General features: G+C 66.3%; 9 protein-coding genes, 1 pseudogene and 2 riboswitches. Of the genes and pseudogenes, 5 read left to right on the top strand and 5 right to left on the bottom strand.

Features of this window, described 5'->3' with window-relative positions:
- Positions 1-359 precede the first annotated feature (359 nt).
- Positions 360-1,628, bottom strand: coding sequence for a Fic family protein (locus tag LFL96_RS20310; RefSeq protein WP_281002503.1), 1,269 nt, complete (start codon positions 1,626-1,628; stop codon positions 360-362).
- Between the two features lie 778 nt (positions 1,629-2,406).
- Between LFL96_RS20310 and LFL96_RS20305 the strand changes: the two genes are divergently transcribed.
- The 4 genes and pseudogenes from LFL96_RS20305 (at position 2,407) to LFL96_RS20290 (ending at position 7,882) form a co-directional block, all read left to right on the top strand.
- Positions 2,407-3,180: a response regulator transcription factor gene (locus LFL96_RS20305; RefSeq protein WP_281002502.1), complete on the top strand. Its 774-nt coding sequence runs from the start codon at positions 2,407-2,409 to the stop codon at positions 3,178-3,180.
- Positions 3,181-3,284: 104 nt separating this feature from the next.
- Positions 3,285-4,624: pseudogene (locus LFL96_RS20300) on the top strand (FecR domain-containing protein).
- Positions 4,625-4,689: 65 nt separating this feature from the next.
- Positions 4,690-7,191, top strand: a complete 2,502-nt coding sequence (locus LFL96_RS20295; protein ID WP_281002501.1) for a CHASE2 and HATPase_c domain-containing protein — start codon at positions 4,690-4,692, stop codon at positions 7,189-7,191.
- A 73-nt stretch (positions 7,192-7,264) separates the two neighbouring features.
- Complete coding sequence (locus LFL96_RS20290; protein ID WP_281002500.1) at positions 7,265-7,882, top strand: DUF4136 domain-containing protein; 618 nt, start codon at positions 7,265-7,267, stop codon at positions 7,880-7,882.
- A 22-nt stretch (positions 7,883-7,904) separates the two neighbouring features.
- Here the strand turns inward: LFL96_RS20290 and bluB are convergent, their stop codons facing one another.
- The 4 genes from bluB to LFL96_RS20270 form a co-directional block, all read right to left on the bottom strand.
- Positions 7,905-8,567 carry a 5,6-dimethylbenzimidazole synthase gene (gene bluB, locus LFL96_RS20285; RefSeq protein ID WP_281002499.1) on the bottom strand — a complete coding sequence of 221 codons (663 nt, stop codon included), beginning with the start codon at positions 8,565-8,567 and terminating at the stop codon, positions 7,905-7,907.
- Entirely contained in the window at positions 8,551-9,858 is a 1,308-nt protein-coding gene (locus LFL96_RS20280) for a cobyrinate a,c-diamide synthase (protein WP_281003814.1), read from the bottom strand. The genes bluB and LFL96_RS20280 overlap by 17 nt, the downstream gene beginning before the upstream one ends.
- A 120-nt stretch (positions 9,859-9,978) precedes the next feature.
- A complete protein-coding gene (gene cobO, locus LFL96_RS20275) occupies positions 9,979-10,581 on the bottom strand; it encodes a cob(I)yrinic acid a,c-diamide adenosyltransferase (protein ID WP_281002498.1) in 603 nt (200 codons plus the stop codon).
- A complete protein-coding gene (locus tag LFL96_RS20270) occupies positions 10,578-11,036 on the bottom strand; it encodes a cobalamin biosynthesis protein (protein ID WP_281002497.1) in 459 nt (152 codons plus the stop codon). Before LFL96_RS20270 ends, cobO begins: the two co-directional genes overlap by 4 nt.
- A gap of 215 nt (positions 11,037-11,251) precedes the next feature.
- Positions 11,252-11,547: riboswitch (cobalamin riboswitch) on the bottom strand.
- A 67-nt stretch (positions 11,548-11,614) separates the two neighbouring features.
- A riboswitch (cobalamin riboswitch) is annotated at positions 11,615-11,893 on the top strand.
- A 195-nt stretch (positions 11,894-12,088) separates the two neighbouring features.
- On the opposite strand from LFL96_RS20270, the gene cobW reads away from it, so the two are divergent.
- Entirely contained in the window at positions 12,089-13,264 is a 1,176-nt protein-coding gene (gene cobW, locus LFL96_RS20265) for a cobalamin biosynthesis protein CobW (RefSeq protein ID WP_281003813.1), read from the top strand.
- The last annotated feature ends 6 nt before the right edge of the window (positions 13,265-13,270 follow it).

Below are 13,270 nucleotides of genomic sequence, written 5' to 3'. Positions count from 1 at the left end.
CTGCTCGCATTCGCCACATGTTGGGTTTTTGACCTGAACACGAACGACGGTGCTAAAAGACGCGTCTGTAACAAACGTCTGCGACTGTAAATTGACGTTTAATGATGCTTAAAATCTGATGATTTTGCGGCGCCGATGCCGCTTCGATCTGACGCGAACGCGCTTCACGGGATGCGTAATTGCTACCTGGCGCGCCGTTACAAACGCAGTTCTTTCATCTTGAGCGCGCTTTTCCGAACGGCTACCGTTAGGTCACTCGTGCGGCTAGACCCCCGCGAGGGTGGTGTGTTCAGCGGCGTCGCTTCCTTGTCGGGGCGACGCCGTTTTTTTATGCCCGCCTCACCTGACACGCACGCCGCCTAAGCGACGTCGTTCTTTTGCGCAGCGGCGTCGATGATCGGTACCGGCACACCATCGGCCTCGGGCCACAGGCCAGGAAACAGAAAACGCAGGCTGAAGAACGGCAATCCCGGTTCCAGCGGCCCGACCCGGCTTGCGCTCTTGACGAGCCGCAACGCCAGCAACTGTGCGATCGCACGCGACGCGGTCCGGTCCGCCGAAACCAGCATCGCCTTGAATTCGCCGCGCTCCAACCGGCCGATCTGAAACAGGCGATAAAGCGCGCGGCCAAGTTGCTCCGGCTGAATCGCATTGCGCGAATGCGACATGCTGCGGCCGAAGTCGTGCGTGATCTGCAAAGCCAGACTGCCGAAGCGGTGTTCGAGCGTGGCGAACGACAACTGCCCGGACATGAACGCCACCTGATCGATACACACGTCGAGCCAGAACGAAAGGAATTGCGTCAAGCCGCTGGAACTCAGGTTACCGCGGCCATCGGTATCGTTTCTGCGCGGGTTGTCGGCTGCGCCGAGCGCCGCATAATAGTCAGCCTGCCGACGGGCGAGGCCGCGCATCGGCGACCAGAGTCCGTCGGTCAGTTTGAGATGGGTGAGGAGCAGGTGATTCTGCAAACGGCTTACGCGGCCGTTGCCATCCGCGAACGGATGAATCCACGATAAACGATGCAATGCCGCGCCTGCCGCGGCGACCTTTCTGCTCGTCGAGTAATTGTCGACCCCGTAGCGGAATGCGAAATGCCGCAGCAGATCGGGCAGCATCTCGACCGGCGGCGCGCGATGGTTGCCCACCGTCACCTCGATATCGCGCAAGGCGCCGGGAACGAGCTTGCCTCGCGGCTGGTCCCTGGCGTCCTTGATGATCAGCGACGCCTCCGGCAGTTGCATGTAAAGCTCACGGTGAATCCGGCAGATCCACTCGGGACTGAACTGCTGCGCCCAGGACGACTGCAACGCAACCGGCTCAAGTTCTTTCTCCAGCCGCATGTGAGCGATGGCGAGTTGCTGGCGCCGGTACGTTTCGTCTTCCTTCGAGAAATTCCGCTCGATCGCCGCTTCAAGATCCGCGGGATAGGTGTGCTGCCCCTCGATCTTGTTCGTGTAGTACGAGTTCATGGCGCGCAGCAGCGGTGCGAGCACATCGCGCGAAGCCGGTCCCGCGCTGGCGGAGAGTTGTGCGGCGGCGGCTCGCAGGTCAGCGACCTTGTCGAGAACGTCGATCATCTCGCCGTCGTTCGGAAACGCCGGCTCGATCATGTTGTTGGCGTGCATATGGCGGATTGGCGAGCGACAATTTCGTTGAATTATATAGATAAATTGAGTTTTTTGGCGAATTTGAGGCGGTAACGACGGCCTTGTGCTGGATGACCTGTACGTGTGGCGATACGAGGCGACACCGATTGATGGTTCGTTAAAACCCGACTTAACAATCCTTAAACGATTTATTTTGAGACTATTCCTATACTGACTCGCAAATTGTCAAATCGCCGTGTCCTAACCCGGATGCGACGTGCATTAAACAATAGGCGGACGGGGCCAATCACCGTGCGAGCGAGACCGACCGAACTGGCTTTTTAACCCTTAAGGGTTTTAATTCCCGGCTGTCGCCGAAGCCTGATGCACGGCGGGGCGCGGCAGTAACGGCTCCCATCGCAGAGCCGCCCGGCATGCGGTTTCCCGGCATGCCGGACACGGAAAAACGGTTGTTTTTTCGATTATGATGAATTGCCGTCCCTCGATAATCAGAGCTCAGGAGCCCGTTGAAACGGGCTACGCGAAACGGGCCCATTGACGCGCGCCGAATCAAGCATCCCACATGGCGCGCCAATTTTGAGACGAGGCGGCGGTACAACTGAACAGGGCGCAAGGCAAAGGACCACAAGTCGAAGAAAAGCTGCCGAAGTGGAAGCGAAAAGCGGAAGCCCGGTTCGCCGGCGACCGGTTCGCCGGCGTCGTCGCCGGCATCCCGGCGGCTGGCGATCCAGCGGCTGGCGCCCCAGCGGTCAGCCGGCCATCAGTTACGAATGACGTTGTCGCGTTGCGGGGATTTATGAGAATTGCTGTCCTGGATGACGATTCGGCTCAGGCCGATCTGGTGTGTCAAACACTGTCGGCCGCTGGCCACATTTGCCATGCATTCGGCGCGGGCCGCGAGCTGGTGAGGCAGTTGCGGCGTCAGACGTTCGATCTGCTGGTGCTGGACTGGAACGTGCCCGACATGTCCGGCGAGGAAGTGCTGCGCTGGGTGCGCGAAAGCCTGTCCGAACGCCTGCCGGTGCTGTTCATGACGAGCCGCGGCCGCGAGACCGACATCACGTCGATTCTCAACACCGGCGCGGACGATTACGTCGTCAAACCGGTGTCTGCCGCCGTGCTGCTGGCGCGCGTGGGCTCGCTGCTGCGCCGCGCGTATCACCTGAAGCCGGCCGCCGTGAAGGAAACGTTCGGCGATTTCGAATTCGATCTGGGCGCGAAGCACGTGGTGGTGCGCGGCGCGACGATCGCGGTCACGCAGAAGGAATTCGAACTCGCGCTGCTGCTGTTCCAGCACCTGAGCCGGCCGCTGTCGCGCGCGCATATCCTCGACGTGATCTGGAAACAGGCGACCGATATCCCGTCGCGCACGATGGACACCCACGTGTCGATGCTGCGCAGCAAGCTTGGCCTGCGTCCCGAGCACGGTTACCGGCTGACGCCGATCTACGGTTACGGCTACCGGCTCGAACGGATCGAGCGGGTCGAGCGGATCGAGCGGATCGAGCGGGTCGACTCCGCGCCGCAGCCCGCAGCCGCCGATGCACGCCCCGACGAGGGGGACGCGTGACGGTTCCCGCAGTAGTGGCGGGAACCGTGGCCAACGATAACCGTATTCGTCCCCGCACCGGCTGGCTCGCCGCGAGCCTGGTCGCCTTCTGCTGCGCCACCTCGATTCCGGCCCACGCCCAAGGCACACGCGCGTCGAAGCCGCGCGCGCCGGCAACGCCGTCCTATGTCACCTACACGACGCGCGACGGCGACACGCTCTACGAAATCGCCGGCCTCTATCTGCGCGACCCGGGCGACTGGGCGGTGCTGAGCCGCCTCAACCATGTCCCCGCACCGCGCCGCATGCCGGCCGGCATCGCGTTGCGCCTGCCCGCCGACAGGCTCAAGCAGGACCAGGAATCCGCACGCGTGATCGCGACGAGCGGCCCCGTCGATCACGCCTTCGGCAAGAGCCCGTTCCGTCCGCTGGTGGAAGGCGCGACGCTCGGCGAAGGCGACCATATCCGCACCGGCCGCGACGGGTTCGTGTCGCTCGAACTGCCGGACGGCTCGCACGTGACCATCGCGCACGATGCCGACGTCGACATCGCGCGCTTGCGGCGCACCACGTTGACGGGCGCGGGCGACCGCGTGCTCGCATTGCGTCACGGCGAAGTCGACAGTCAGGTCACGCACGCGACCCGGCCGGACGACCGGTTCCAGATCCGTTCGCCGTCGGTGGTGGCGGGCGTGCGTGGCACGCGCTTCAAGGTCGCCTATGACGACGACGCCCACACCACCGCGGTCGAAGTGCTCGACGGCGCAGTCGGCGTCGATCCGGCCACGCTCGACGGCCACGCAGCGGCGCCGCAGCCGGGCGTGCCGCTGCAGGCGTCGGCGCAACTGGTGAAGGCGAGCTTCGGCAGCATCACGCGCGCGGGTGACACGATCGGCGCGCCGGTCGCGTTGCTGGCGGCGCCCGCCTTGACGCAACCGGCCAGGGTGCAGGACGGCAAGACGGTCGCCTTCGACCTCGTTCCCGATGCCGAGGCGCACGGCTACCGCGTGCAGATCGCGCGCGATGCCGATCAGCTCGACCTCGTCCGCGATCTGCGGGTCGGCGCGCCGCATGCGGACTTCGGCGATCTCGCCGACGGCACCTATTTCGTGCGCATCGCCGCGATCGACGCGCACGGTCTCGAAGGCCTGCCGCAGGTCTATGCATTCGAGCGTCGTCAACTGGGGTTGTCGGCCTCGGCGCGCAGCGTGCGGGCAGCCGCGACTACGAGTTCCGCTGGTTCGTCAGCCGCAGCACGGTCGAGACGCGCTTCCGTTTCGTGCTGGCCGCGAGCGCGGATCTGCGGCAGCCGATCGTCGACCGTACCGATCTGACGGGTGGCCAGCTGGTGGTGAGCGACCTGCCGCCCGGCGTCTACTACTGGACGATCGTCGCCGAGCAGTTCGAGAACGGCCGCTTCTACGAGAAGAGCAGCGCGGTGCGTTCGTTTACGCTGGCGCGCTGAGACTGTAGATTCACGGGACCGGGCCGGCTGTCGGCCCGTCTCATCGCTCCCGAGCACGCAACGCCTTGCCGAACCCAACCCCGCGCCTGAGCCTCGATCCCCGCGCCCGTCTCGGACGGCGCGCCGGGCGCCGCTTCCTGATCGAATGGATGGCGCTCGGCTGTCTGGGTGTCGTCGTGATTCTGCTCAGCTCGCTCGGACGTTTTTCCGCGAGCGTCGATCAACTGGTCTATGACCGCTTTCTGAGCGTGCATGCGCAGCCCTTGCTGCGCGACATCGTGGTGGTCGAAATCGACAACGCGAGCATCGCGCGGCTCGGCCGCTGGCCGTGGCCGCGCAGCGTCCATGCGCGGCTGCTCGAACGGCTCGCGGAGGCGAAGCCCGCCGCGGTGATCTTCGACGTGCTGTTCACCGAGGCCAATCCGGAAGACGCCGGACTGGCCCGCGCGATCGCGCTGAGTCCCACCTATCTGCCGGTGCTGCTGAGCGCGCCGGACGGCGCGGGGCAGCGTAGCGTGGTCGAACCGGTCGCGCCGCTCGCGCGCGCGGCGGCCGGACTCGGCCATATCAATCTCGAAGTGGACAGCGACGGGATCGTGCGCAGCGTCGCGCGCTTCGAGGGCGACGCGCCGTCGCGCTGGCCGCAGTTGATGGTGCCCGCCGCGCAGGCGGTGGCGAATGGTTCGCTGCGATTGAGCGACGTCACGGCCGGCGCGGCCCAGCCCGCTGCGCAACCCGTCGATGGCGAGGGGCGCTTCCTGATTCCGTTCGGGCCGAACGCGGAGAACTACAGCAAGCTGAGTTTCGCCGACGTACTCGACGGCGCCGTGTCCGCCGATCGGCTCCGTGGCCGCATCGTGCTGATCGGCGTGACCGCCTCCGGTCTGTACGACCGTTTCGCGACGCCGGTCTCCGGCGAACTGGGTCCGCTGCCGGGCGTGTACATCCACGCGAACGTACTCGACACGCTGCTCACCGGCCGGGCAATCGAACCGGCCGAGCCGTGGGTGCTGTGCGCGGTGTCGTTCGTGCCGCTCGTCGTGTTGCTGGCCGGTTTCCTCGTGCTGTCGCCGCGCCGTTCGCTGTTGCTGACCGGCGCGCTGTGCGCGCTCGCGGCGGCCGGCAGCGCCGCGTTGCTGTACGGCGCGCGGCTATGGATGTCGCCGGTGCCCGCCATCGCCGGCATGGTCGTGGTGTATCCGATCTGGAACTGGCGCCGCCTCGAAATGACGATGGCCTATCTGCGCAAGGAGTTGCAGCGTCTCGCGGACGAACCGCATCTGCTGCCGCAAACGCCGCTGACACCGCCGCGCGGCCGCGAGTTCGGCGGCGACGTGCTGGAGCAGCACATGGCGCTGATGGCGCAAGCCGCGCAGCGCGTGCAGGACATGAAGCGCTTCGTGTGGGACAGTCTCGACAGCGTGCCCGAGCCGATTCTCGTGAGCGATGTGCGCGGCGTGGTGCTGATCGCGAACCACGCGGCCAAGGCCCATTTCGCGCGCCTGAACGCGCCGGCGCCGGAAGGACAGCCGATGCACGCGGTGCTCGGCGGCCTCGCGCTGGTGAAGACGATCGACCGCAACGCCGCCACCGACGCGGACAACAATCTGCTCGCGCACGCGCAATGGCCCGCGCTGCTCGACCCGACGCGCGGCGAGTTCGCCGCGCTGATGGCGCAGGGCGTCGAAGTACGCGACGCGAGCGGACGCGATCACCTGCTGCGCTACGCGAACTGCACCAACGCGCAGGGCGAGACGACCGGCTGGATCGCGGGTCTCGTCGACGTGTCGGCGCTGCATGCGGCCGAGCGTCAGCGGGAAGACGCGCTGCGGCTGCTGTCGCACGACATGCGTTCGCCGCAGGCGTCGATCCTGGCGCTGGTGGAAATCGAACGGGCCCGCGCCGAACCGGTGCTCGCGCGCGGCTTGCTGGAGCGCATCGAACGCTACGCGCAACGCGCGCTGACGCTCGCCGACGACTTCGTGCAACTGGCGCGTGCCGAGTCGCAGGCCTACGTGCTCGAACCGGTGAACCTGGCCGAGCTGCTGATCGATGCGAGCGACGAAGTCTGGCCGCAGGCGCACGCCAAGCGCATCGCATTGCAGATGGAGGCGGGCGCGGAGCAGGGTGAGCAAGGCGACGACGACGGCCACTGGATCTGCGTCGACCGGTCGTTGATGACGCGCGCTCTCGTCAATATTCTGAACAACGCAGTGAAGTACAGCCCGCCCGACACGCGGATCACGTGCAGCCTGGCGAGCGTCGTCGCGGCGCCTGGCGTATCCGGTGCCGCGAGACGCGTGTCCTGCACGATCCGCGACGAAGGCTACGGGATTCCGATGGAACAGCAGGCGGGACTCTTCGAACGGTTCCGGCGCTTTCACGAAGCCGAGCGGCCGGAAGTGGGCGGCGCGGGGCTCGGGATGGCCTTCGTGAAGACGGTGGTCACGCGTCACGGCGGCGAGGTCGGCGTGGTCAGCGCGCCGGGCAAGGGCACGGCCTTCACGATCGATCTGCCCGCGCTGGAGGACACGCAATCCGAAGTGCCGACCGCGCCGCGCGCGTGAGCCCGAACATGAAAACGAACATGAGCCCGAACACGAAAACGACGACGAGCATGCCCTTTATCGAAGCGAGACGATGGTGAAAGCGATCCTGATCTGTACCGCGCTGGCCGCGCTGAGCCTCACTGGTTGCGCGGGCCCGAGCGCCGACGTGCACACGTCCCACGCCGAGGACGCGGCGGCGGCGCTGCAAGGCGAGCGCACTTACACGCTCGCGCGCATGCCGTCGCAGGATGCCAGCGCGGATCATCCGCGTTTCGAGCAGTTGTTGCGCGACGAACTGGCGAAGCAGGGCTTTACCGACGCCGGCGGTAACTCGGCGACATCCGCGCGCTATCTGTTGTCGATCGCGTACGACACGCGACTGGCCGCGGTCGGCGTCGACACGAAAAATTGCGGGGCAGGCCGTTGCGCGTCGCCACCCCACGCGCCGTTCTCGCTGTTCGGCGGACCCGCGTACCGGCACGAACTGACGCTGCGTTTCTTCGCTCGTGCGAGTGGCCAGGAAGTCTATAAAGTCAGCGCGGTCAGCGCGGATCGCGACGCCGATCCGCTGCACGCGATGCCCGCGCTGGTCAAAAGCGCGCTGGCGAAGCTGCCGTTCGCGATGCCGGCCGACTGGCGCGTGAAACTGCGCACCGACGCAAGCAGCGGCGCGACGGACGTGATCTCGGTGAAGCCGCTGCAACCTTGACGAAGCGCGTTCGCGCTAGCGTTCAGGACGAAGCGCCCGGGTCCGCCTCGGGCCAGCGGTTTTCATACACGCACTCGGCGAGCGGCACACGGCTCGCCCAGCGTTCGGTTTCGAGCATCGGTTCGCTGTAGAACTGATCGACATGGCCGAGGCACAGAATCGCCACCGGCCGCGCGCCGGCCGGCATATGCAGCAGCGCACGCACTTCGTCGACGTCGAACAGCGACACCCAGCCCATGCCGAGACCTTCCGCGCGCGCGGCGAGCCACATGTTCTGGATCGCGCACGCGACCGACGCGAGATCCATCTCCGGCAACGTGCGGCGTCCGAATACATGCCGTTCGCGTCCATCCATCAGCGCGATCACCAGCAGTTCCGCGCAGTCCAGCATGCCTTCCACCTTGAGCTTCATGAACTCGTCGCGGCGCTTGCCGAGGGCGTCGGCGGTGGCGAGCCGCTCGTTGTCCACGCACGCGTGCAGCGCGGCGCGCAGCGCCGGATCGGTGACACGCGCGATCCGCCACGGCTGCATGAAGCCGACGCTCGGCGCGTGATGCGCGGCGTCGAGCAGGCGTTGCAGCACGGCCGGGTCGACCGGATCGCGCACGAAATGGCGCATGTCGCGCCGTTCGTAAATCGCCCGGTAGACGGCGTCGCGGTCGGGATCGTTAAAAGGCTTCGCCATGGAACAGGGCGGCCGTGAAGGCCGGGTTGGAGGGCCAGTAAGCATGCATGTAGGTTGCCACGATGGCGCCGTGGCGATATAGGGCTTCGCCCTGTGTCGCGGCGTTTGGCCGCGTGGCGTGGCGAAGCGGCGCGAGCGGCGTGCTGAGCCTGGAGTAGTGAAACGTGTGGCCGGTCAGCGTGCCGTGCGGGCCGTCGAGCTGCTGCATGCCGAGCGCGGTGAAGCGCGGCTGCATGGTGGCATCGCCGGGGAGCAGGCCGAGCATCGGCGTGCGCGTGCCGTGCGTGTCCGTGAGGCTGTCGAGCAGATACAGCATGCCGCCGCATTCGGCGACGAGCGCTTTGCCGGCCGCCACGTGCGCGCGCAACGCGGCCGCGCTGCGTGCATTGCCGGCGAGCGTGGCCGCATGCAGCTCGGGGTAGCCGCCGGGCAGATAGACGGCGTCGGCGGCGGGCGGCACGGCTTCGTCGGCGAGCGGCGAAAAATACGCGAGTCGCGCGCCGAGCGATGCCAGCAGCGTCAGATTGGCCGGGTAGACGAACGAGAACGCGGCATCGCGGGCGATCGCGATGGTTTTGCCGGCCAGAAGACGGGGCAATGGCGCGCTTGCCGGCGCGGCGAAAGCGACCGGCGGCGGCAGTTCGGTTAGGGCGGTGAGTGCGGTCTGGGCGAGCGCATCGGCGGCGAGGTCGAGCCGTGCGTCGAGATCGGCGATCTCGGCGGCCTGATGCAGGCCGAGATGGCGATCCGGCAACTGGATTTCATCGCTCGCGGCAATGTGGCCGCACCAGCGTAGATCCGCCGGCAGCGCTTCTTGAAGCATCTGCGCGTGCCGCGCGGAGCCGACCCGATTCGCGAGCACGCCGTGAAACGGTACCTCGGGCCTGAAATGCGCGAGGCCGAACGCGATCGCGCCGAAGGTCTGCGCCATGGCCTTCGCCGAAATCACCGCGAGCACCGGCACGCCGAACGCGGCGGCGAGATCGGCGCTGCTCGGCGTGCCGTCGAACAGACCCATCACGCCTTCGATCAGGATCAGGTCCGCTTCGGCCGCCGCCTGCGCGAGCAACGCGCGGCACGCGTCCTCGCCGACCATCCATAGATCGAGCGACAGTACCGGCGCGCCGCTTGCGCGTGCGAGGATCATCGGGTCGAGAAAGTCCGGGCCGGTCTTGAACACGCGCACGCGCCGGCCCAGACGACGGTGATAGCGCGCGAGGCCCGCGGTGATCGTGGTCTTGCCCTGACCCGACGCGGGCGCGCTGATGAACAGCGCGGGGCACGCGTGCACGGAACTGCCGGCGGCAAGCGTGTTGGTGCCTGCCGGTCGCGTGCTTGCTGAAGCTGCCGGGGCCGCTGCAGAGGTCGCCGAAGCCGCCGACCCCGTGTTGTCGCCGCTTGCGCACATCCGTTAAAACTCCACGCCGCGTTGCGCCTTCACGCCTTGCTCGCGATACGGATGCTTGACGATGCGCATTTCGGTGACGAGGTCGGCGGCTTCGATCAGCGCATCCGGCGCGTGGCGGCCGGTCACCACCACGTGCAGCATGTCGGCACGCCCGTTCAGCACGCCGAGCACTTCGTCGAGCGGCAGATACTCGTATTTGAGGACGGTGTTCAGCTCATCGAGGATCACCATCTGGTAGTCGCCGCTTTCGATCATCCGCCGCGCTTCGTCCCAGCCCTTGCGCGCGGTCGCGATGTCGGCGTCGCGATTCTGCGTGTTCCACGTGTAGCCGTCGCCCATCGTGACGAAATCGCACTGCGCGATCGCGCCGAGAAAATCGCGCTCCGACGTATGCAGGGCGCCCTTGATGAACTGCACCACGCCGAGCCGCATGCCGTGCCCGAGCACGCGCACGGCCATGCCGAACGCGGCCGTGGTCTTGCCCTTGCCGGTGCCGGTGTTGACGATCAGCAGACCTTTCTCGACGGTCGCGCTGGCCTGTTTCTTTTCGTGGCCTTCGCGCCGGCGCTCGGTCATCCGTTGATGGGATTCGGGATCGGTTTTCATGACGGGTCCTGTGGGTGGAGGGCGGCGGCGTTCGTGGCGCTAATCGCGCTGCGGGTGCTGCGGGTGCGGGTGGCGATCGCCACGGTGACGCCTTCGTGAATGGTTTTGCCGGCGACGAGGCGCGCGCCGTCGCCGGCGGCCAGCAGCGCGCACGGCTCGCATACGCCGTCGACACCGAGATGAGCTTGCGCCGCCGCCGAAGCGGTGGAGACCGGCAGTGCGGCGATCTGCTCGCGACTGAAAAAGACGAGGGGCAGCGCATGACGCGCGCAGAATTCAAGCAGTCCCGCTTCGTGCGCTTTGCTGTCGATCGAGGCCACGCTTGCAATCTGTTCGATGCGAAGCGATGCGCCGAGCGCGGCGCGCACCGCCGCCTCGATCTGATCGGCGCTGCTGCGCGAGCGGCAGCCAATGCCGGCGTTCAGCGAGCGCCCGGCGGTCGATAAGGATGTCATGCGATACGACGAATTCCGGCACAAACGACAGAGGTGGTTCGCCACGCTGTACGCCTGCGTCGATCGACCGGTGTCGACCCAACGAAAGCGACGAACGAAGACGGAAACGCGAATACGCAAACGCGAAGACGCAAACGCGCGCGTGAATCTGTCATGTCGTGCTACAACGCCATCACATCCGTCCCTCGCGGATTCCGGCGGCCGGCGGCGTGATGGCCGCCGCCTCCGCGTCTGGCCGGTATCCGGGCTGACGACCTCACGCGCTTTGCCTTCCCGTCCGGACGCGTCGATTTTCATCGAGGTTTTCATCGGACAGTGGCGTCGAAAAACGCATGCGCGGCGCGGGTTCGCGGCCCTCGCGAAAAAACTGTCGAGGTGCCGCCGAATGAAACGCCGCTGGTCGCTTACCGTTGCGGGGACAGCACAGGTTAAGCGCACGAGGGCGCGGCCTGTTTCCCGTTTAACTGCACACGCGAACGCATGTGCGGGCACCAAACGCGCGCATACGATAGCACACGGCGCCCCGCCCGATAAGCCTTCCCGGCCGATGCCGCCTTGACGCCGAGGGCCCGCGCGCCTACACTCGCACGCACTTTGGTGCTCGCGTGCGCGCCTCCCGCGCACGCAGTTAAACGGGAAACAGGGCGCCTGTCCGCATTGGACCGGTCAACCTGTGCTGCCCCCGCAACGGTAAGCGAAATGTGGCGTCGGTTCATCACCGGCGCCGCGGAGCCGGCTTCGATGTCCACGCGCAAGGCCGCGTCGGCATATCACCACTGGGCGAGAAATTCCTCGCCCGGGAAGGGGAAGCGGCGCTTTCGCCAGCCCGGATACCGGCCAGAACACGCAGGACCAACGCCGCGGGGATGCGGCGCGCGTCCATGATCTCCCGCTTTCTGTTTCCCGTTGTCGCGGCAACGCCGCCGTTCGTCCCCGTGCTTCGTGATCTATCCGGTTTGTCGTCGTGGGACGCAGCGCGTGTTGTTCGCGCCTGCCACGCTTCCGTTCAGATCGCGATCAGGCGCGCCGGCGTGCCCGTGCAACTCCCACGGATGGACCTCACGATGGACAAGCAAACCCGCCAGGCGCATTCAATGCGCAAGATCCCCGTCACCATCGTCACGGGCTTTCTCGGCAGCGGCAAGACCACGTTGCTGCGGCACATTCTTCAGCATGCGGACGGCAAACGCATCGCGGTGATCGTCAACGAGTTCGGCGAACTCGGGATCGATGGCGAGATCCTCAAGGGTTGCGGGATCGGCTGCGACGAAAACGGCGTGGAAACCGAAGGCCAACTGTATGAACTGGCGAACGGCTGCCTGTGCTGCACCGTGCAGGAAGAGTTCTTTCCGGTGATGGAAAAGCTCGTCGAGCGCCGCGACGAGATCGATCACGTGCTGATCGAAACGTCCGGTCTCGCGCTGCCCAAGCCGCTCGTGCAGGCGTTCAACTGGCCGCAGATCAAGAGCAGCTTTACCGTCGACGCGGTGATCACCGTGGTGGACGGCCCGGCCGCGGCGAGCGGCCAGTTCGCCGACAACCCCGTCGCCGTCGATGCGCAGCGCCAGGCCGATCCGAATCTCGACCACGAGTCGCCGCTGCACGAATTGTTCGAAGACCAGTTGTCGGCGGCCGATCTGGTGATTCTGAACAAGACCGATCTGCTCGACGCCGCGGGGCAGAGCGCGGTCGAGGCATTGATCCGCGACGAGATTCCGCCGCAGGTCAAAATCGTGCGCGCGCAGATGGGGCAGCTCGATCTGCATACGCTGTTCGGTCTCGAAGCGGCATCGGAAGACACGATTCATTTGCGCCACGACCATCACGGTTCCGTCGACGACGCCGATCACCATCACGACGAATTCGATTCGGTGGTCGTGCAGGCGGACGTGCATTCGCGCGAAGCGGCGATCGCGGCGTTGCAGACGCTGGTCGAAACCAGCACGATCTATCGCGTGAAAGGTTTCGCGGCATTGCCGGGCGCGCCGATGCGTCTGGTGATTCAGGGCGTGGGCCGCCGTTTCGACAGCTATTTCGATCGACGCTGGCAGGCCGGCGAAAGCGGCCCGAGCCGTTTCGTGCTGATCGGCGAAGACCTCGATCAGCCTGCGTTGCAACGTGCGTTCGACGCGGCGCTCGCTTCGGCCGATGCATCCGTTGCGTCCGCTGCGTCCGCTGCGTCCGCTGCGTCCGCTGCGTCCGGCACGCTCGCCGCGAACGGAGCATAAGCGCTC

This window comes from Paraburkholderia sp. D15, from assembly GCF_029910215.1.
In the GTDB taxonomy this organism is placed as follows: domain Bacteria; phylum Pseudomonadota; class Gammaproteobacteria; order Burkholderiales; family Burkholderiaceae; genus Paraburkholderia.
The sequence above is the reverse complement of the archived record's forward strand: the minus strand, read 5'-3'. Positions and strand labels throughout refer to the sequence as shown.

Excerpts from the sequence above, each read along its gene's own strand:
- cobO (WP_281002498.1), bottom strand. The coding sequence starts at position 10,581 with ATGAAAACCGATCCCGAATCCCATCAACGGATGACCGAGCGCCGGCGC.
- LFL96_RS20305 (WP_281002502.1), top strand. The coding sequence starts at position 2,407 with ATGAGAATTGCTGTCCTGGATGACGATTCGGCTCAGGCCGATCTGGTG.
- LFL96_RS20290 (WP_281002500.1), top strand. The coding sequence starts at position 7,265 with ATGGTGAAAGCGATCCTGATCTGTACCGCGCTGGCCGCGCTGAGCCTC.
- bluB (WP_281002499.1), bottom strand. The coding sequence starts at position 8,567 with ATGGCGAAGCCTTTTAACGATCCCGACCGCGACGCCGTCTACCGGGCG.
- cobW (WP_281003813.1), top strand. The coding sequence starts at position 12,089 with ATGGACCTCACGATGGACAAGCAAACCCGCCAGGCGCATTCAATGCGC.
- LFL96_RS20310 (WP_281002503.1), bottom strand. The coding sequence starts at position 1,628 with ATGCACGCCAACAACATGATCGAGCCGGCGTTTCCGAACGACGGCGAG.
- LFL96_RS20270 (WP_281002497.1), bottom strand. The coding sequence starts at position 11,036 with ATGACATCCTTATCGACCGCCGGGCGCTCGCTGAACGCCGGCATTGGC.